This is a genomic window from Prolixibacter bellariivorans ATCC BAA-1284, from assembly GCF_000621705.1.
Taxonomy (GTDB): domain Bacteria; phylum Bacteroidota; class Bacteroidia; order Bacteroidales; family Prolixibacteraceae; genus Prolixibacter; species Prolixibacter bellariivorans.
In genome coordinates, this window is sequence record NZ_JHXO01000001.1 from 330,084 (window position 1) to 348,217 (window position 18,134).

Genomic DNA, 18,134 nt, shown 5'->3' on the forward strand with positions numbered 1-18,134 from the left:
CAAAGTAGTGTTTTGCCGTTTTCGTTACTTTAATGTGCATTTTCCTACCAGGATGGAAACCATCTGTGGTGAAGAATGATGTTGTACCTCGTGCGATTGTTTTTGCTGAGGTGCGGCAACCAGAATGGTTAACGTGACTGCCAGCAATATATATACCAGGTGATTCATTACCCATTGTTTTCCTTCGGTTAATATTCTGTTTACCTGATTTTCCGATTTTGTATTTGTTGTTGCTTTCATGACCAATCGTTTTTGATTGAATTTCTACTTCAAAAGTACGACGGGCCAACACCGGATTTTAGCGACCTAAGTAGTGTTCGATCTTTTTCCTACTTTGGTAGGGAGTAACACTACTTTAGTTGTCTGCCTGATTTTCACGCGTTATTAGAAATATTACGTATTTTTATGTTATGCTATTTTATCTGCTACTTGTCATATTTGCATTTAGCTCCGCACTCACTGCCGGTGGTGTGATGTTGTCGCAACGGTTGAGGAACCGTTTTGAGACTGGTTTTCTTACGTCGGTGCAGTATTTTCAAATATTTACGTATGCCTTTGGTTTCTATGGACTTTGGGGAAGTGTGCTGCTCCGTACGTTCATATCTTCGTTTGTTCAAACGGATTTGACAGAGCGGATTACCGGAATCATGACGTTTATCGGAATTCCGTTTTTAGTAGCTTCCTGGTACATGCTGGTCAGGGCTTCCATTGAAATGTCAGGACGGTCGACACGCCGATCGTTTATTATATTTTTCCTGCTTTTTAATCTTGTCGGGTTGGCTTTGCTCGGAGGTGGAATTTACCAATATCCCGATATTGAAGTCCGGATACTACTAAAGTATTACTACATTTCTTTCAATTCACTCTTCTTTTTGCTATCCGCCATCCTGATTTTGATGGATGGAAAGAAGCAAAGTCTGGTTTTTTCCGACCGATTGTGGGTGGCGGTTGGATTTGTTATCGTCGCCGTTGTTCAAGGAGTTTTTCTGGAATTCTATCGTGAAAATCATTATATCGGAGCAATTTTCATTCTGTTCTATTTTCTTGGGAACGCTTTTTTGCCCATTTTCCTTACCTATTTAGCCGATTTATCGATGATGGAGGCTGAGAATACCGGGAAAGGGAACATGTCGTTTAAATCGTTTTGCCGGAAATATGAGATTTCGCCCAGGGAGGCTGAGATTGTCCTGGAAATTTGCAAAGGGCTCACCAATCAGGATATTGCAGACAAACTGTTTATCAGCCTGCAAACCGTGAAGGATCACACCCATCGCATTTATCTCAAAACTTTCGTGAAAAACCGCACGCAGCTGGCTAACCTCATTAAAGAGAAAACAGATCTCTAATTTTTCTCGCTAAAAACGACTTCGTTGACCAATTTTTCGCCTTCCAGGAATGCCCGGATGTTTTCCATGGTCGTGCCGGCAATGTTGAGCATTGCTTCGCGGGTGAAGAATGCCTGGTGCGACGTAATGATAACATTGTTGAAGGTGAGCAGGCGTGCCAGGGTATCGTCGAACAACACGCGGTCAGAAAGGTCTTCAAAGAAAAATTCACTCTCCTCTTCGTACACATCCAGTCCGGCCGAACCAATCTGTCCCGATTTTAATCCGTCAATTAAATCAGACGTTTTGATCAGTTTTCCCCGTCCGGTGTTGATGACCATCACGCCCGGCTTCATCATGTCAATAGCGTCTTTGTCAATCAACCATTTGGTTTCCCGCGTCAGCGGACAATTCAACGATATGATGTCCGACATTTGCATCAGGGAATCCAGATCAGTGTAACGGAATCCGACCTCTTCCGCATATTTCTTATCAGGATACGGATCATAAGCCAGAACCTCCATGTCGAATCCACGAAGGATTTTCACCAGCGCTTTCCCGATTTTTCCGGTTCCGATAACGCCGGCCGTTTTTCCCTGCATGGTAAATCCCATCAGCCCGTTGAGCGTGAAGTTGGAGTCGCGGGTGCGGAAATAGGCCCGGTGAATTTTCCGGTTCAACGTCATCATCAACGCGACGGTGTGTTCAGCAATGGCGTTAGGCGAATATGCCGGAACACGGACAATGGGGATTTTCCCCTTGGCGTATTTCAAATCGACGTTGTTGAAGCCTGAGCAACGCAGGGCAATCAGCTTTACACCGAATCCTGTCAGCTGGTCAATCACTTCTTTGGAAATAATATCGTTGACAAACACCACCACCACATCGGCGTCTTTCGCCAAAATACAGTTGTCGGGGGTAATGTGATACTGGAAGTACTTTATTTTGAAGCCGTACTCGCTGTTCAGTTGATCGAAAACTTCCTTGTCGTAGGGTTTCGTATCGAAAAGGGCGATTAGGGGCTGTTTCTTCTCTTCGGTCATGATAAAGATTTATGGTTATGCAATCTGTTCGTTAAACAGCTTATGGTAACTAAAGGTTCGTTTCAGGAATCATAGGTAAGCAAGTAAACATCTTCGGAAGCGTTGGAAAACAATACTCCCATTTTCAAAACGATTTTTTATTACCTTGAAATCCTCCTACTGAAAAGAATTAAATGAATATTTTACTGCTTTATGTCGATATCATTTCTACCCATCGGAACTATTTTCACACCGTTTAAAAGCAAAGAAGGAATGCCCATTCAATCGCGTTTAGCGAAAGGCGCCAAAGGCCGGATTGAGTTGAAGGAGGAATTTGTGCCCGGCTTACTCGATTTGGATGGATTCTCCCACATTATCCTGGTTTATTATTTTCATGAATCGAAAAATTTTGAGTTGCAGGTAGAGCCTTTTCTCGAGAATAAGAAACATGGAGTATTTGCAACAAGAGCTCCCAAGAGGCCTAATGCCATTGGAATGTCAGTTGTCAAGCTGTTGCGTATTGACAACAATATTCTGGAAGTGGAAAATATCGATGTGCTTGATGGTACTCCGCTTCTGGACATTAAGCCTTACATCCCGCAGTTCGACATCCATCAGGTAGAGAAAAGTGGTTGGATTGAAGACAAAGAGGATGATATGAAGGATATTCAATCGGACGACCGTTTTGATAAATAATTATCAATAGAGCCAAAGAGCGAATTATGGCAGACTCGCTCTCTGGCATTGGGAAATCGATTTTTTCGGCCGTTTTGCATTTGTATTATCGGGAACCTTTACTCGATACTCGGTTCGATAATCAAATTCAAATTTCCTATGGTTGAGGTCGCTATCTCCTGGAATTTATCGCTAATTGTCCGTCAATACTGGCTTTGCCTCCGCCGGCTATCAGAACAATGATGGCCAGTCCGAATAGCAGAATAAAATATTCCAGGCCCTCGGTCTTGTTGGCTTGTCCGTACCAGTTCATGAAAAAGCCGGCATGGATATGGACACTTAGTACAACTCCTATAAAGTTTGCTATGATTCCGAAGGCTGCTACTCTAGTCAGGAATCCAAAGAAAACAAATAGTGAACCAAAAAATTCAATGATGATGACCAGTAGTCCAATTACATAAGGCAAACCAATTGTGCCTGTTAAAAAACCCATGGTTCCTTCAAAACCACCGCCTCCGAACCAACCCAAAAGTTTTTGCGCTCCATGCGGAAAGATCACGATGGCCAAAGCTAACCTGGCCACCAGAGCCAGTACGTTTGAAGTGTCAGTAATCAACAGATTTTTCAATTTCATTTTCTATAATTTAAATGATACTTGGTTTTCAAAAAACACCACCTTTAAGGTTACTGGGGAATTTCAACGAATCTTCTATTCTCTTTTGCACTAGTATGCATAGGAAAGGAGATTTTTTGGGGTTGTATACGCTTTTGCCTCTGGTAAGTTCTATTGGGCTTATTTTCAGCAAGCGTTGCTGCCATTCAGAATACGATATACTGGCAAAATAAAAGGCTGCCTCTGGAGAGAAGCAGCCTCGTTGTATCGTTGAAATAAACTCTCTTTTTAATACGTATCGGCAAGGGTCTGGATTTTCAGCTTATCGGCCAAATCCGGAACACTTTTCCCCTTGGTATAACATTCGATGGTTACCTTCTCGTTGGGCAACAGGTCGAAATAGTTGTCGGTAAAGAACAGGTCGGCATCGGTGTCTGCGCTCAGGTAAACATTTTTCGCGAGCTTATCTGTCGAAAGCGTGATGCTGTAACCATTGGGCAACTCAAACAGTTCCGCTTTGACATGTGCTTTTGGCAGCGGCAAATTTTTGATGTCGTGGAAATATAAATTATTAGTTGAAAGCGTTTTGCCGTTTTCTGAAACCGTGCAAACCAACAGCGAATGATGCGTGTCGATGGGCTTCAAAACATTGTCTCTCCGGAAATCGACATATGATTCTGAAGCGTTGGGTTTAATGGTGGTTTCAACGTCTTTTTGCCATAAAACATTTCCATCGAAATCGACAATTTGCAGGTGAATTTGCCCGTCGAAAGCTTTCAATCGGTCGCTAACCACATACACTTTGATAAACTTCTTCGTTTCGATGGGCGAAATGAGTACCGGAGCAAAAGCTTTCTTCGCGAAATATTGCAGGGCTTTCCAACGTTGGTAGTAGTCGGTACTCGACCACGATGCCACCGGCCAGCAATCGTTGAGCTGCCAGTAAAGCGAGCCCATGACATACGGCATAGCCCGGCGGTGAGCCTCCATAGCCTCTCTAACGCCCTCGGCTTGCAATACCTGTCCAACGTACAGGAATGACTCGAAATCTTTCGGTTTCTTGTAATGACGATCCATGTATTCCACAATGGTTCCGTTACCGATGGATGAGCGCTGATGCGATTTCATCACATCGGAATAAATGCTGAAATCCTTCGGTTCAGCATACTGTTTCACGGTCTTCAATTCCGGGAAACTCTGGAAGCCATATTCACTCATGAAACGGGCCAGATGGGTATCATAGCTGCTGAACGGTTCTTTTCCCCACCAAACGCCCCAGTAATGATCGTCGCCACTCACCAGGTCCGGAACCACTCCGGGACCCGACGATGGGCTTGAACTCCAGTAAGCACGTGAAGGATCGTATTCCTTTACAACCGAGGGCAAAATATCGTGGAAGATGGTGGTATATGATTTCCAAATGGAATCGGCATCTGCTTTGTTCTTTGCTTCCTCTTTCTGCTGCCATCCCCATTGTTTCCAGGCAGCCAAACACTCGTTATTTCCGCACCATAAAGCGATGGACGGATGATTGCGCAGCCGCTTCACATTGTCGATGGCTTCCTGTTTGACGTTGTCCAGAAAGGCTTTGTCGCCCGGGTACATGGCACAGGCAAACATGAAATCCTGCCAAACCAAAATACCGGCTTCATCGCACAGATTGTAGAAAATGTTGTTTTCGTAAATACCACCGCCCCACACGCGCAGCATGTTGAAGTTCGATTCTTTGGCAGTCTCGATGACTTTCTTGTAATTTTTATCGGTTACCCGTGATGGGAAAATGTCGTTAGGAATGTAGTTGGCACCTTTCATGAAGACGGGTACACCATTCAGTTCAAAATAAAACGTGCGGCCCTTGTCATCTTTTTTCTGAACCAGTTTCAGCGTCCTGATACCAATGCGCACCGAGCGGGTTGCTGTAGTGACATCGGTCTTCACTTCACCGTTAATGGTGTATAGATTTTGTGCGCCCAACCCGTTTGTCCACCATAGTTTGGGATTTTGGATGGAGAATTTTACAGGGTAGGTTTGAGTTCCCTTTTGCAAATTGACATTGGCTGTTGCCAGAACCTTTCCATCGTTGCTAACGGTTAGTTGCGCTGGTCCATCTTTCTCCGCATCGATTTCAAAAACAGCGGTCATTTCTGCCTGTGCTTTGGAAACGCTGTCCTGGACAATATGCAGATCAGCAATCCGGTCGGAGTCCCATGCCTTCAGGTACACGGGACGCCAAACGCCGCTGGAAACCAAACGCGGGCCCCAGTCCCAACCATAGTCGTAACCGGCTTTTCGGGTGTAAACTGACACTTTTTTATCTCCGGGCACTTTTCCCATTTCGGCCAGGTCATTGTCCGAGACGGGAATAACGTATCCGTTGGCGTCGTATTTTTTAATTCCTTCATTGATGGGCGATTTGAAAACAATGCGCAAGTCGTTTTTGCCTTTCTTCACCACGTCCTTTACGTCAACCTGCCACTCACGAAACATGTTGTCGGCCGAAAGTACCTGTTCATCGTTAACAAAAACATCGGCATATGTGTCGAGGCCTTTAAAATCGAGTGCAATTCGATCATGACGCATCATCGCCGGTGTTACCTGGAAAGTGGTTTTGTATTCCCAGTCAACTTTATCAACCCACTGCACATCATGCTCGTTTAATCGGTAGAACGGATCTTCTATTTTTCCGTTTTTCATCAGGTCGGTATGGACACAACCTGGTACATTTGCCGGCAACCAATCATTTTTATCAGCCTGACTGAACTGCCAGCCGTCTTTCAGTTCTACTTTAATGGCCTGGTGAGATGCACTGCTGCAGCCCATCAGCGCTATAAGTCCCATTAATGCCAATGCTTTAAGTTTGTTCATGTCCTTTTGTTTGGTAATTGGTTCTTCGTTTTACCTGTTGCCATTGCTGAAAATGGTCAGCCTGATCTTCTATTCCCAATAACGGTTAGTTGTTCGTAGTTATTATGTATAGTCAGCTTTCAAAATACGAGCAGCCCCAAGATATAAATTATGTTTTAACAAGAAGGCAGAAAGTCGGTTTTAGTCTTTCTGAATAATGGGATTATGAAGGTATGAAATCCTTTTGGCTACTCCTCTGTATCTTTTAATGCTACCGAAGACTAATTGTTTTTCATCACGGAATCGAATGCTTGTCCGCTGGGCGAGAAGTCAATTCGTTTGGTGAATTCACATGATTCAATGGCTCCCATTTCGCGGTCCATGCCGCTGTCTTCCCATTCTACCGAAAGTGGTCCGGTATATCCGATGTCGTTTAGCGCACGGATGATGCGTTCGAAATCGATACGGCCACGACCTACGCTGCGGAAGTTCCAGAATCGCCGGTTATGGCCGAAAGGCAAATGCCCGCCAAAAACACCGGACGTTCCGGGGACATCATTCCAGGTTACATCTTTCATGTGCACATGAAAAATACGATCACTGAATTCGTCAATGAATTTGACGTAATCGACACCCTGGTAGCCTAAATGACTTGGATCGTAATTGAAGCCGAAAGCCGGATGATAGTCGACTGCCACCAACGCTCGTTTGGCAGTCTCGATATCAAAAGCAATCTCGGTTGGGTGAACTTCCAGGGCGTATTTCACACCGAGTTTCTCATATTCGTCCAAAATAGGCTTCCAGCGTTTGCCAAAGTCTTTGTATCCTTCGTCGATCATTTTGTCGGGAACGGCCGGAAAGGAATAGAGCAAATGCCAGATGGAACTTCCGGTAAATCCTACCACGGTATCGATGCCCAGTCGTTTGGCTGCTTTCCCGGTTTGAATGATTTCTTTTGCAGCCCTTTGGCGAACGCCTTCCGGGTCACCGTCACCCCAAACATAATCGGGTAAAATGCCTTTATGACGCTGGTCGGGATGATCGCAAACTGCTTGTCCAACCAGGTGGGTCGAGATGGTGAATAGTTTTAGCTGATGTTTTTTTAATGCTCTTAGTTTGACATCGCAGTAAGCCTGATCGGCTTTGTCAATTTCCATATGGTCGCCCCAACAGCCCAACTCCACGCCATCGTAACCAAAAGCTTTGGCTTTTTTCAGTACGGTTTCAAAAGGCAGGTCGGCCCACTGCCCGGTAAAAAGTGTGACAGGTCGTTTCATATGCTTGGTTTAGTTATTTGTTTGGTTCGTCTGGAAATTTTACCCATTTGGTTTCTTCATCATATCCGGCTTTTACAATGGTATCGATGAATTGCATGCCGCGGATTCCATCATTGATATCGGGAAAATCAAGCCACTCTGGCAGCGGTTCTGTGTCTTCCAGCCATGCTCCGATGGTAAGTGCCACATTGCGGTAGATGTTGGCAAAAGCTTCGAGATAACCTTCGGGATGTCCTCCGGGAGTGCGGGTATTATGCGCGGCAATGCCGCTCATGTAGCCCAGTCCGGTGCGGATGATTTCAGAAGGATAATCGTTCCATTTTAAAATCAAGGTATTGGGGTCCTGTTGCGCCCATTCCAGTCCGCCTCTTTCACCATAGACCCGGATTTTGAGTGCGTTTTCTTCTCCGGCAGCGATTTGCGACGCCATTAAAACGCCGCTGGCACCGTTGTTAAACCGAAGCAATGCAGCTCCGTCATCGTCGAGTTGCCGGCCTTCCACAAAGGTGTCGAGTTCAGCACATAACTGAGTGGTCTTTAAACCCGAAATGTACTCTGCTAACTGTAGCGCATGTGTCCCGATATCGCCCATACATCCGGCTTTGCCCGAGCGTTTGGGGTCGACCCGCCAGGAAGCTTGTACATTTCCTGAATTTTCGACCTTTTCTGAGAGCCATCCCTGTGGATATTCCACATAGATTTTCCGAATTTTCCCGAAATCACCATCCGAAACTCTTTTCCGAGCTTCTTTTACGGCTGGGTATCCCGAATAGGTGTGTGTCAATGCCAGAATCAAACCGGTTTCTTCTACTTTCTGCCTAAGCAAAAAAGCTTCTTCCAAATTATAAGTAATCGGTTTGTCAAGTATTACATGAAAACCATGTTCCAGCGCGATCATGGCTGGCTCAAAATGAAGGTGGTTGGGAGTGACAATGGATACGAGGTCCATTCGTTCATCTTTCGGCAAAAGCGACTCTTCTTCGAACATTTCCCGGTAGGAACCGTAAATCCGGTTATCAGGAAGAAACAGGGAACGTCCGGAGCGCAAGGAGACATCGGGATTGGAACTGAAGCATCCGCAAACCAGTTCCATTTGTCCGTCCATTTGGGCTGCGATGCGGTGAATGGCTCCGATAAAAGCGCCTTCACCCCCACCGACCATGCCCATGCGTAGTTTTCTTTTCATTCGTCAGGTTTAAATCGTTTGATAGTTAGGCTGGTGGGATTAAATATACAAAACTAACGCTAAAGGGAGAGACTAAACAGGGTGTAAAAAAAGAAGAGCCAGTTGTCTGACTCTTCTTTTCTTATGTTTTTTATGTTCTCGTTGCCGGTTATTTGGCCTCTGAGCTATCGGTGGTGGCTTCGTCGCTGATAGGTTCGGCATCGCGTTTTTCAACGGGTAGCTTTTTCAGTTTAAAAAAGTCCTGGTAAAACTTCCAGCCAATGGCTACCACCTTGTCGTTATCCAGCACAATAGGGGTCAACTCGGCCTGGTTGATGATGCCATCGGCATAAACCTGGTCGGTATAGTACCACAGAACTTCGACAATATCGTCGGGGTTTACCTGAAACATTTCATAGTGATACGGATTTACCTGTAGTTTCCCGAACTCATCGGGCTTGGTTTCCACACCTCCCATGATGCTGATAACCTCAGATTTTGACATCCCCGGTTCGATTTGCAACATGTTGTTTTTGTTGGTCGTACGGATTTTTCCCGGCGAAACGCAGGATGTTACAATGAACACAAATCCGGCAAGGCTAAATAGCAATAACTTTTTCATTGCAGTGGGTTCAGGTTGAAAATCAATTATTATCGAAAATAACAAAAAAGGCCGTAACCATTGCTATCCCCGTGAAAAAATAATGTTATAACCCCTGATGTTTGAGAATAGGTTTGGGACTTGCGGGCAACTCCTACCGGGAAAGGAGGAAGTAATTTTTGGGTGTTAGATATGCTAATCGTAGCAGACTATCAGCGTCCAAAACCACTTTTCAATCCCATGATACAAACCTGAGGTGGACGCATAAAACCGTGTGTTGAGATATTTTCTTTAATCGTTTCGGCTCGTTGCTCGAACTCTTTGGCACGTTGATGCCCTGCAAATTCGATAACCCGCTGGTCGAGCATCCGGAAAAAACGCCACATGCTTTCGCTGGAATTTAACAGCGGTTCTTTGTCGAACGCCAGAAACACCTTGTCGACCACAATGGGAAGATCTTCTACCATGTTCACTATCTCATCCCGGGTAAACGTGTGGCGGTGAAAATGTCCGGCAGCCATATCCATATCGGCTTTGAGGTGATGGTAGGAAAGATGCGCCTCCTGCGCAGGAGTCAAATCCTCACATACCAATTCGCTAATCAGCAATAATCCTCCGGGTGCCAGTATCCGGGTCATCTCTTTTAATACCTGCCGCGGATTGCGGAAGTGATGTAATGAATTGGAAACACTTACTGTATCGAAGTATTCGCCTTCGAAATCCAGTTTTTCGGCATTTCCTTCCATCAGCGTGACTGCAGGATTGGACAATTTTCCCTCTGCTACTTTCAGATTCGCCGGATTCATATCGAGGCCGGTGCCCGATTCGTACAACGCAAATGCATTTAACAGGAAAGCCAGAAAATCACCCTCACCCGTGGCGATGTCGAGCAAATGCCCGGCATTGCGGTTTTCCAGGTTCTTTCTCAGTTCAGGTAGTTGATACATGGACAAACTCCGGGTTTCAATTAATAAACAGTGGTTATTTTACTTCGAAGGTTGTCGTTCCGATATTGAAACCATCGGTAAATACGTCAACAGTATAGGTACCATCCATCAGCCTCGGTTCATCGGTATTGTCCCAAAAAATGTTTACAGGAAGCTGAGCCCCTTCATATTCAACTGTACGCATTGCCGAATAAGGGATTTTCAGATCTTCAAATTTGAAAACATTGTCCTTCGATTTGACCAATAGCAATTGATCAGGACGTTGAATACGGACATAGATATCTTTGGAACCACGCTTGGCGGTCACGTTTTTACTAAGTGTAAAACTGATTTTAATCTTTTCGATTTTGTTCGACTTCGGTGTATCTTTTCCTTTCCGGTTGATTCCGGTGGCAGTCAGATTTAAAGCGTCCAGCTGTGCTGCCAACGAAACTTTTTGCTCCAGTTTTTTCTTCTGGTCTTCCAGTTGCTTGTTCTGGGTCTTCACCTCGGTGTACTGCTGCTTGACCTGTTTGTTCTCGGCCATCAGTATTTTGTTACGCGTGTTCAGTGAGTCAATCTGAACAATATAATTCCGCATAATGCCCCGCAATGTATTGACTTCATCACGGTAGTTGGAAATCTGTGCATAGCTGGCTTTTTTCAGCTGTACCACTTCCGTCAGCAAGTTCTGAACCTTGGTCCGGGCCAGTTCAATATGCGTATTCAGTGTATCGTTCTCGGTATGCAGCGAGTCATAGGAGGTTACCATCCGGGAAAGTTCAGCTTTAATCGAATCTTTCTCCACATTCAACTGTTGAACCATTTGTTGGTTATTCTTTCGCTGAAAAAAGAACAAAACTCCTACCACAACCAATAAAACGGCCAAAACGATAACAATGATGTTATTCCGTTTGTCGACCGATGATTTATTTTCCTGATTTGCCATGTTTTCCCTGTATTGCAAAGGTTTCAACCCAATTAGAGTACGTACAAAAGTAATATTATTTTAGTCCTGATCAAACGGAACAATGGGGGGTAGTTTAACAGAAAATATTCTTTTTTTCATGAATGATATTTCGTCGATAGGCAACAATCTCTCTTAAACTGTTGTTTTATGACACATCATGCGGTAGCCGGAAAACATTCGATAAAACCAGTTTTTCCTGTTATTGCTCGGAATGAGACAAACTGAAATGAGTGCAATGAATTTATCCGACATACGAAGAGATTATCAATTAAAACAACTCGATCCCAAAGAGGTCGATAACGATCCCATTCGGCAATTTGAAATCTGGATGAACGAGGCGTTGGATGCGAAAACATCCGATCCCACTGCCATGACATTAGCTACCGCTTCCGCGGAAGGAAAACCTTCGGCACGGATTGTTTTGTTGAAATATTTTAGTCACGACGGTTTTTTCTTTTTCACCAATTACGAAAGTCAAAAAGGCACCGAACTGGAGGAGAATGACCAGGCAGCGCTTCTCTTTTTCTGGCCCGAGCTGGAGCGGCAGGTGCGCGTGGAAGGACATGTGTTGAAAGCGAGTCCGGAGTTGTCTGATTCGTATTTTGCATCGCGTCCGCTGGAAAGCCAGTTGAGTGCGGCCATTTCGCCACAGAGTAAAGAAGTAAAGGATCGTTCTTCGCTGGAAGATCTTTGGTCAAAGAAGCAGCAGGAGCTTGGCGACGAAAAAATTGAACGACCAGATTTCTGGGGCGGTTACCGATTGATTCCTGATAAGATCGAGTTTTGGCAGGGACGGGCTAACCGTTTGCACGATCGTGTACTTTACCATCGTGACGGAGAAAACTGGAAGCTGGCGCGTTTGGCCCCCTAATTTAATCTTTCCGGTAGACAATCTCTCCGTTGGAAACGGTTAGCAATACTTTCGATCCGACGAGCTGATCTTCTTTTGCTTCCATTAGGTCGGTATCGAGCATGACGAAATCAGCCAGTTTTCCGCTCTCGATGGAACCTTTTTCCTTTTCTTCGAAGGCTGCTTTAGCAGCCCATATGGTCATGGCTTGAAGTGCTTCTTTTCGGCTGATGGCATTTTCGGGCTGGAAGCGTTCGGGTGGCCAACCAGCCGGATCTTTCCGTACTACACCTGCATAAAATCCCAGAATAGGATTAATTTCTTCGATGGGGAAATCACTTCCGTTGGCCAACCAGCCATTTTCATCGAGCAACTGTTTGTAAGCGTAGGCATATTTAATCCGGACACCGATTCGTTCTGCTGCCCAATACATATCGCTGGTGCAATGTGTGGTTTGCACCGAAGGGATCACATTCAATTCGCGGAAGCGGGCGAAATCTTCCGGAGCGACAATTTGTACGTGCTCGATTCGCCAGCGACGATCATTCGGCCCACCAAGAATTTCCTGGTAAATATCAAGGATGCGTTTCACTGCAGCATCGCCAATGCAATGCGTGTTTATCTGAAATCCTGCTTCATACGCCTTTTGGCAGATATTTTCCAGATATTCTTTCTCATTCACAAAAATCCCGGATGTTTCCGGTGCATCCGAATAAGGCTCTAACAGTTTGGCCCCTCTCGAACCGAGTGCTCCGTCGGCATAGAGCTTTATCGAAGCTACGTGCAGGCGAGGCTTGACCACTGGTCCGTTGGCGAGTTGCTGCATGTTTTCTTTGTCGGGCGACATCATGCTGTAAATGCGCATTTTCAAATCGCCTTTTTCCTGCAGCGAATCGATTAAGGCAATGTCGCCGTGTGGAAGACCAGCATCGTGTATCGAGCTAAGTCCCACAGCAAAACAGTTTCGTTGCGCTTTCAGCAGCGCTTCTTCCTTTCTTTTCCGGGAAACCGGAGGAATGGCTTTTTTCAGTGCATCGGCGGCATTTTCCAGGAAAATGCCGGTCATCTTTCCGTTTTCGCGGATGACTTCATCCTCCGCAAAGTTGTCGGGATTAATACCCGATGCGATAATGGCTTCTTCGTTGGCCAATACAGCATGACCATCAATACGGGTCAGAATAACGGGTACGGTAGGGAAGAGCTTGTTCAATTTTTTGTTGTCAGGAAATTCTTTCACCGGCCAGTCGTTGTGGTCCCATCCGGTTCCTTCCAGCCAGCCTTCCGGATTTTGCTGGTAATGCTTTTTTAAAATATCCAGTATTTCATCGAATGATTTGGTGTCGCGCAGATTGGCTTTTTGCAGTGTCTGGCCATACATTAAAAAATGGCAGTGTGCATCGATGAATCCGGGATAAATGGTTTTTCCATTAGCATCGATAATGTTATTGCCGGTGAACTGGTTGAGTATTTCCTCGTTGGTACCAACACCAACAAATAAACCATCTTTTACGGCTAATGCCTCAGCTTTCGAAAATTCCGGATCGACCGTATATATTTTTGCATTCTTGATGATTAAATCAGCTGTTTGTCCCTTGGCGGGCATGGAGAACAGAATGGTGGAAACTATCATAACAAGTGTATATTTTATCATGTCAGGAAAGTGTTTGGTTCTTGCTAAGATAACGAATTTCATCAGGCTTCGGATTTTCGTAAATGTAAGTGGTTGGTTAATTTTGCAGAAAATTGTTGGGATGGCGAAACGAAAAGTTGAAATCGAAATTTACAGTTACGGCGAATATGCCGAATGGAATAGGGAAAGTAAATCGATACCGCGATTGGTGGCGATTACCGAAACGATTGAGGCAACTGTCGGAACAGAGTTTGGCTATGTTTTGAGAATCCGGCATGGCAAAGGCAAAAGGCTTGATTTTCGTATTGACCATCCGCCTTTTCCCGATAAGGAAGGCAAAGTAACGCCGCCATTTACCGGCGAGTATTTTGTGAGAAGCAACGATTACGAATTTTTTCTGGGCGATTGTATTTGGGAACCTCTTCACGATAAGTTAGGCAACTGGACCATGACGACCTGGCTGGAAGGTAAAATCGTGGCGCAAAAAACACTGCGCCTGATCGCTAAATAAAAAAGGAACCAACTTCTCGGTGATTCCTTTTCCGTTTTTCCGCGAAAGCGGTTTATTCTTTTACGAGCTTCTCGAGCCCGGCATAAGCATCGTCGATACCCTTTACAAAATCTTCCTGCAGCTTATTGTAGTGGGCTTTCACCAGTTTGGGATTGTCTTTCCCGTCGGGGTGATTGGCTCTGTCTATGGCATCGTTGTGCATTTTTACCGCGTCGCTGATGATGGCGATGGCTTTTTCTTCGTCTGCATTATCGAAATATTCAACGTAGTCGATGCAATCGCCGATAAGCTGCGCTGTCAGCTCTACGATGTCTTTTTTTAATCTTCTGACACTTGCCATAATGGTCGGTTTTCTGTAGTCAACGGCATTCATTTCGTTAGGCGAACCGCTGATGCCGTATAAGCAGTCCGGTATTTATAAAAGAGGACCAACTTGCGAAGTTTCAGCCCCAAAGCAAGATACAAATCGCTTTGCTTTTAACCAAGATTAAAAGGCCTTGCTATTGCGTTGTTTTTTCTTTTGCTTGGCTTCCTCTTCCTGTTTTTCCTTGTCAATGATTTCTTTCTTAAATACCTGTTGTGTGGGTATTTTCCACGTCGGATTCATGGTCCAGTTGGAACGCAACTTCAATACTTCCGGATAATAGAATACCTCTTCCGGCTGCTCATGAGCTTCCAGGTTACCGGTATCCCATTTGCCGTTGTCGTTGCGATCGAAGATGGCTTTTACCTTGTACTTCTGCGGTTCCAGGAAGGGAAATTCAACTATCCCATCTTTGTAGATGGTTTTCGCCCGAACCACTTCCTCCTTATCGTCGTTTTTTAGTAGCTGGATAATTGTTGGACCGGTTACATTTTGCATGGCAAAATTGATCTTACCATAATGTTCTTCTTCCTGGGTGACGAAAGTATTCTCGACGCTGTCCGATACAGCTCCGTAGATCGTGGTTACGGCTGCCGAGTCAATTTTCAACCGGTAGGTCGTTTTGTAATCCCATGGATAATGGATAAAAAATCTGCGTTTATTGACTGAATCAGGTAGTATCTTAAAATTAATCGGATTAAATACGGTATCCTGTTTCAGAAACAAATGAATCATGGTGGTGTCCATGTTTTTTACCGGCTCCGGCGATTCTACCGCAACGTCTCTGTAAACATCGAAGCCGTTGGAGCGTGTGTTCAAACTGAGTGATACGTTGATATCTTTCTTTTCGATTTTTCTGCGGTCTCTCCGTCCCCGCTTTTTATCGGTCGGCGCATCGCTGAAATACAGGTTGATGGTATCGTTGTAGGCGTATTTAATTCCCGTCGAATCTTGCTGTTCATAGGTAACCCGGAACTTCAGTGTATCTTTTTTATACACCATCGAATCGGTCAGCCAGATACGAAGCGAGTCGTCGTTGGCCGAATGTTCAATATATTTCCAGTTGCCTTTCGGTTCGTAGTTTAAAAGCTGAATATCGAAGGTATCTTTCACCGATTGAGTAAAAGTCAAATCAACGTACTTGCGGGTTGGGCGTTGTTCATTATCCAATCGCAGGTCGAAGAAGGGCTGCTCGAATTGTAGCAAGTACAATGGATTTGGATAAAAACGAGTCTTTCCGAAAACCAATAACGTATCCATACCCACCACTGTAGTATCCTGTTTAGGGAAATATTTTGCCGATGGTGATACGGTCGAGTCCATGAATGCTACAGGTTCAGCTGTCGATGTCAACATCATGTTGTTGTCGTTGTCGGTAACTGCGTAGACGTTATAGGTGGCCTTGGGCAGATTGGTAACTGCGAAAAAGCCGTTGGCATCGGTCTTGGCAATATAATCGGGCTTGGTTGTCAAAACTGCCGTATCCGACAAATTTTTGTAAAGCATGACGTATGTGCCTTCCGATGGCTCGAGATTGAAAGAGTTCAGTACAAAGCCTACCACCCGCAAGCTGTCGAGCACGGGGCCGGTGGAAAAGGCTAGGCGGAAATTCTTCAACGGATTTTTCTCGTTGTTGTCGACAATGGCGTCTTTAAAGTCGAGCGAATAGGTGGTGCTGTCCTTTAATTTTGCCCCGTTTAAATCGACGATTAGTGATTTTCCTTTGGTTCGAAAACGCGGACGTTTGTCGATCGGGGGCGAAATGACAAACTTCTCACTTAGCTTTTCGGGTACCACAAATTCATCGAAAGTTATCTGGAGTTGGTCTTTATTGAAATTGGTTTGATTCGCTTCCGGAATGCTCCGTAAAACAACCGGTGGAATGGTATCCTTGGCTCCTCCTGAAGGCATGCCCATGTTGGCGCAGGAGGTATACAATGTTAATGAGCCAAATACAAGGATAATCAGATAAAGAAATTTCTTGTCCAAACTGTTGATATTATGGATTTACAAACGCTACAAACTTACGAAAACTGGCCTAAAGAGGTTTTACCGGGCATTCTTTTTTTCGGTAAAACCGGTAACTTGGTCCGATATTCACGGTAAGGAAGGAAAAATAGATGAAGAATATCCGTTCTGCAAGTATTTTAAACGATTTGCCCACAACCGAATTCGATGTGGTTTTGCTGGGAGTTAATCTGCCTGGCGTGTTGTTGGCCTGGCATTTGGCTTCCGCCGGAAAGAAGGTCGCTTTGTTTTGTGCTGATGATTTTGCCCGACGGGACGATTTCCGGTTTACCCAGATTTTTCCCGGGAATATAAAGAGCGTGGCCAAAGCCAGGCCCCAATTGGAAATGGCTGCAAAAATGCGGCGACATGCTCCGTATCTTTTCCTGCAACAACGAATGATTTGGTTGCGCGGTAATCCTCTGGCCAATAAATTAGTCACCCAGGCATATAACCAACTGTCTGTGAGAAGTCATTCGGAGCGAGCCGGAACCTTAAACTTGACTGACTATCCCGATTATGAACTCTTTGCTAAGAACGGATACTCGCACGGTATTCTTTGTCGTGAATATCGCTACAATCATTCCCGTTTGGTGATGGAATGGTTGAAAGCTGCTTCCCGCGCTGGCGCTTTTGTCGGAAATTTCGTGGAAGCCAATAGACATGAGGGAAAGGCCCTGCAACTTGATGATAAAATTTCAGGTGAGAGCAAAATGATTGATGCAGAGAAAGTCATTCAACTGATATCCAATCCCCGGCTATTCACATTTACAGTGAACCTGCCCAATGATGAGTGGAACAATCCTGTCCGCATTTCCGGCGAAAAGGCCGATTACATTCTCTCACCAGAAGGAGAGGTCGTTCGGGTTACTGCATATTGTAATATTGCACCAGACGCTAAGGGACTTATTCATAAAGAATTTTGTCAGCTTTTTTCCCTTCAGGAAGAAGATATTTCGCCGGCTGAGAATAGGGAAAAAAATTTTGCTCATCCTGTTGAAAGTGATTTGACACTTTCCGATCTTCCGGTAGAAATAATGGAAGAAGAATTGTCTCGTCTTTTTCCGGAATATATGGAATGGAAGCTTCCTGATAATTGGTTTCGTGGTGAAGATGACCGACACATTAGTCAGGTATTTGAAATGGCGCAGCGAAAATTTTATGAGGCCAAACAGACCGGCATTGATGAAACCTGGTTCATGGAGCTTTTTTATCGTTACGGCAATGCAATTGACGAGCTGACAGAGATGGCTTATGGGGGAATGAGTGAAACGCGTGATCCAATTTTACTTTGGGAAAAGAGCATCCTTAAATTTGAGAGAGAACAGGAATGGCGAATGCAATAAAAAAGCCG

Annotated in this window: 17 protein-coding genes; 5 read left to right on the plus strand and 12 right to left on the minus strand. The window is 44.9% G+C overall.

Annotated features, from left to right (window positions below):
* Window positions 1–24: 24 nt before the first annotated feature.
* The gene (locus tag T426_RS0101440) at window positions 25–240 is read right to left on the minus strand and encodes a hypothetical protein (protein ID WP_025862756.1); all 216 of its coding nucleotides are present in this window, start codon (window positions 238–240) and stop codon (window positions 25–27) included.
* Between the two features lie 170 nt (window positions 241–410).
* On the opposite strand from T426_RS0101440, the gene T426_RS24830 reads away from it, so the two are divergent.
* Window positions 411–1,346: a helix-turn-helix transcriptional regulator gene (locus T426_RS24830; protein WP_025862757.1), complete on the plus strand. Its 936-nt coding sequence runs from the start codon at window positions 411–413 to the stop codon at window positions 1,344–1,346.
* On the opposite strand, the gene T426_RS0101450 is transcribed toward T426_RS24830, so the two are convergent.
* Window positions 1,343–2,368, minus strand: coding sequence for a 2-hydroxyacid dehydrogenase (locus T426_RS0101450; RefSeq protein WP_025862759.1), 1,026 nt, complete (start codon window positions 2,366–2,368; stop codon window positions 1,343–1,345). The two genes, T426_RS24830 and T426_RS0101450, sit on opposite strands and share 4 nt — an antisense overlap.
* A 192-nt stretch (window positions 2,369–2,560) precedes the next feature.
* Here T426_RS0101450 and tsaA point away from each other — a divergent pair, with 192 nt between their 5' ends.
* Entirely contained in the window at window positions 2,561–3,043 is a 483-nt protein-coding gene (tsaA, locus tag T426_RS0101455; protein WP_027585174.1) for a tRNA (N6-threonylcarbamoyladenosine(37)-N6)-methyltransferase TrmO, read from the plus strand.
* Window positions 3,044–3,194: 151 nt separating this feature from the next.
* Here tsaA and T426_RS0101465 read toward each other — a convergent pair whose 3' ends face one another.
* The 7 genes from T426_RS0101465 to T426_RS0101495 all read right to left on the minus strand — a co-directional run bounded on the left by T426_RS0101465 (window position 3,195) and on the right by T426_RS0101495 (window position 11,397).
* Window positions 3,195–3,656 (minus strand): DoxX family protein, encoded by a 462-nt coding sequence (locus tag T426_RS0101465; protein ID WP_025862760.1) that lies wholly within the window; start codon window positions 3,654–3,656, stop codon window positions 3,195–3,197.
* A gap of 267 nt (window positions 3,657–3,923) precedes the next feature.
* Complete coding sequence (locus tag T426_RS0101470) at window positions 3,924–6,500, minus strand: beta-mannosidase (protein ID WP_025862761.1); 2,577 nt, start codon at window positions 6,498–6,500, stop codon at window positions 3,924–3,926.
* Between the two features lie 260 nt (window positions 6,501–6,760).
* Complete coding sequence (locus T426_RS0101475) at window positions 6,761–7,756, minus strand: sugar phosphate isomerase/epimerase family protein (RefSeq protein ID WP_025862763.1); 996 nt, start codon at window positions 7,754–7,756, stop codon at window positions 6,761–6,763.
* A gap of 13 nt (window positions 7,757–7,769) precedes the next feature.
* On the minus strand, window positions 7,770–8,942 hold the full coding sequence (locus tag T426_RS0101480) for a Gfo/Idh/MocA family protein (RefSeq protein ID WP_025862764.1): 1,173 nt from the start codon (window positions 8,940–8,942) through the stop codon (window positions 7,770–7,772).
* A 148-nt stretch (window positions 8,943–9,090) separates the two neighbouring features.
* Window positions 9,091–9,543 carry a DUF3192 domain-containing protein gene (locus tag T426_RS0101485; protein WP_025862765.1) on the minus strand — a complete coding sequence of 151 codons (453 nt, stop codon included), beginning with the start codon at window positions 9,541–9,543 and terminating at the stop codon, window positions 9,091–9,093.
* Between the two features lie 191 nt (window positions 9,544–9,734).
* Window positions 9,735–10,469 (minus strand): class I SAM-dependent methyltransferase, encoded by a 735-nt coding sequence (locus T426_RS24835; protein WP_025862766.1) that lies wholly within the window; start codon window positions 10,467–10,469, stop codon window positions 9,735–9,737.
* Between the two features lie 34 nt (window positions 10,470–10,503).
* Complete coding sequence (locus tag T426_RS0101495; RefSeq protein ID WP_025862768.1) at window positions 10,504–11,397, minus strand: coiled-coil domain-containing protein; 894 nt, start codon at window positions 11,395–11,397, stop codon at window positions 10,504–10,506.
* A gap of 256 nt (window positions 11,398–11,653) precedes the next feature.
* On the opposite strand from T426_RS0101495, the gene pdxH reads away from it, so the two are divergent.
* On the plus strand, window positions 11,654–12,289 hold the full coding sequence (pdxH, locus tag T426_RS0101500) for a pyridoxamine 5'-phosphate oxidase (RefSeq protein WP_148303649.1): 636 nt from the start codon (window positions 11,654–11,656) through the stop codon (window positions 12,287–12,289).
* 1 nt (window position 12,290) lies between these two features.
* Here the strand turns inward: pdxH and T426_RS0101505 are convergent, their stop codons facing one another.
* Complete coding sequence (locus T426_RS0101505) at window positions 12,291–13,919, minus strand: amidohydrolase (RefSeq protein ID WP_025862771.1); 1,629 nt, start codon at window positions 13,917–13,919, stop codon at window positions 12,291–12,293.
* 100 nt (window positions 13,920–14,019) lie between these two features.
* Here T426_RS0101505 and T426_RS0101510 point away from each other — a divergent pair, with 100 nt between their 5' ends.
* On the plus strand, window positions 14,020–14,409 hold the full coding sequence (locus tag T426_RS0101510; RefSeq protein WP_025862773.1) for a DUF3859 domain-containing protein: 390 nt from the start codon (window positions 14,020–14,022) through the stop codon (window positions 14,407–14,409).
* Window positions 14,410–14,461: 52 nt separating this feature from the next.
* On the opposite strand, the gene T426_RS22390 is transcribed toward T426_RS0101510, so the two are convergent.
* Window positions 14,462–14,749, minus strand: coding sequence for a hypothetical protein (locus T426_RS22390; protein WP_025862774.1), 288 nt, complete (start codon window positions 14,747–14,749; stop codon window positions 14,462–14,464).
* A gap of 147 nt (window positions 14,750–14,896) precedes the next feature.
* Window positions 14,897–16,762 carry an Ig-like domain-containing domain gene (locus T426_RS0101520; RefSeq protein ID WP_036984103.1) on the minus strand — a complete coding sequence of 622 codons (1,866 nt, stop codon included), beginning with the start codon at window positions 16,760–16,762 and terminating at the stop codon, window positions 14,897–14,899.
* 131 nt (window positions 16,763–16,893) lie between these two features.
* On the opposite strand from T426_RS0101520, the gene T426_RS0101525 reads away from it, so the two are divergent.
* Complete coding sequence (locus T426_RS0101525; protein WP_025862777.1) at window positions 16,894–18,126, plus strand: hypothetical protein; 1,233 nt, start codon at window positions 16,894–16,896, stop codon at window positions 18,124–18,126.
* The last annotated feature ends 8 nt before the right edge of the window (window positions 18,127–18,134 follow it).

Excerpts from the sequence above, each read along its gene's own strand:
- T426_RS0101475 (WP_025862763.1), bottom strand. The coding sequence starts at position 7,756 with ATGAAACGACCTGTCACACTTTTTACCGGGCAGTGGGCCGACCTGCCT.
- T426_RS22390 (WP_025862774.1), bottom strand. The coding sequence starts at position 14,749 with ATGGCAAGTGTCAGAAGATTAAAAAAAGACATCGTAGAGCTGACAGCG.
- T426_RS0101485 (WP_025862765.1), bottom strand. The coding sequence starts at position 9,543 with ATGAAAAAGTTATTGCTATTTAGCCTTGCCGGATTTGTGTTCATTGTA.
- T426_RS0101440 (WP_025862756.1), bottom strand. The coding sequence starts at position 240 with ATGAAAGCAACAACAAATACAAAATCGGAAAATCAGGTAAACAGAATA.
- pdxH (WP_148303649.1), top strand. The coding sequence starts at position 11,654 with ATGAATTTATCCGACATACGAAGAGATTATCAATTAAAACAACTCGAT.
- T426_RS0101450 (WP_025862759.1), bottom strand. The coding sequence starts at position 2,368 with ATGACCGAAGAGAAGAAACAGCCCCTAATCGCCCTTTTCGATACGAAA.
- T426_RS0101470 (WP_025862761.1), bottom strand. The coding sequence starts at position 6,500 with ATGAACAAACTTAAAGCATTGGCATTAATGGGACTTATAGCGCTGATG.
- T426_RS0101495 (WP_025862768.1), bottom strand. The coding sequence starts at position 11,397 with ATGGCAAATCAGGAAAATAAATCATCGGTCGACAAACGGAATAACATC.
- T426_RS0101510 (WP_025862773.1), top strand. The coding sequence starts at position 14,020 with ATGGCGAAACGAAAAGTTGAAATCGAAATTTACAGTTACGGCGAATAT.
- tsaA (WP_027585174.1), top strand. The coding sequence starts at position 2,561 with ATGTCGATATCATTTCTACCCATCGGAACTATTTTCACACCGTTTAAA.
- T426_RS24830 (WP_025862757.1), top strand. The coding sequence starts at position 411 with ATGCTATTTTATCTGCTACTTGTCATATTTGCATTTAGCTCCGCACTC.
- T426_RS0101480 (WP_025862764.1), bottom strand. The coding sequence starts at position 8,942 with ATGAAAAGAAAACTACGCATGGGCATGGTCGGTGGGGGTGAAGGCGCT.
- T426_RS0101525 (WP_025862777.1), top strand. The coding sequence starts at position 16,894 with ATGAAGAATATCCGTTCTGCAAGTATTTTAAACGATTTGCCCACAACC.
- T426_RS24835 (WP_025862766.1), bottom strand. The coding sequence starts at position 10,469 with ATGTATCAACTACCTGAACTGAGAAAGAACCTGGAAAACCGCAATGCC.
- T426_RS0101505 (WP_025862771.1), bottom strand. The coding sequence starts at position 13,919 with ATGATAAAATATACACTTGTTATGATAGTTTCCACCATTCTGTTCTCC.
- T426_RS0101465 (WP_025862760.1), bottom strand. The coding sequence starts at position 3,656 with ATGAAATTGAAAAATCTGTTGATTACTGACACTTCAAACGTACTGGCT.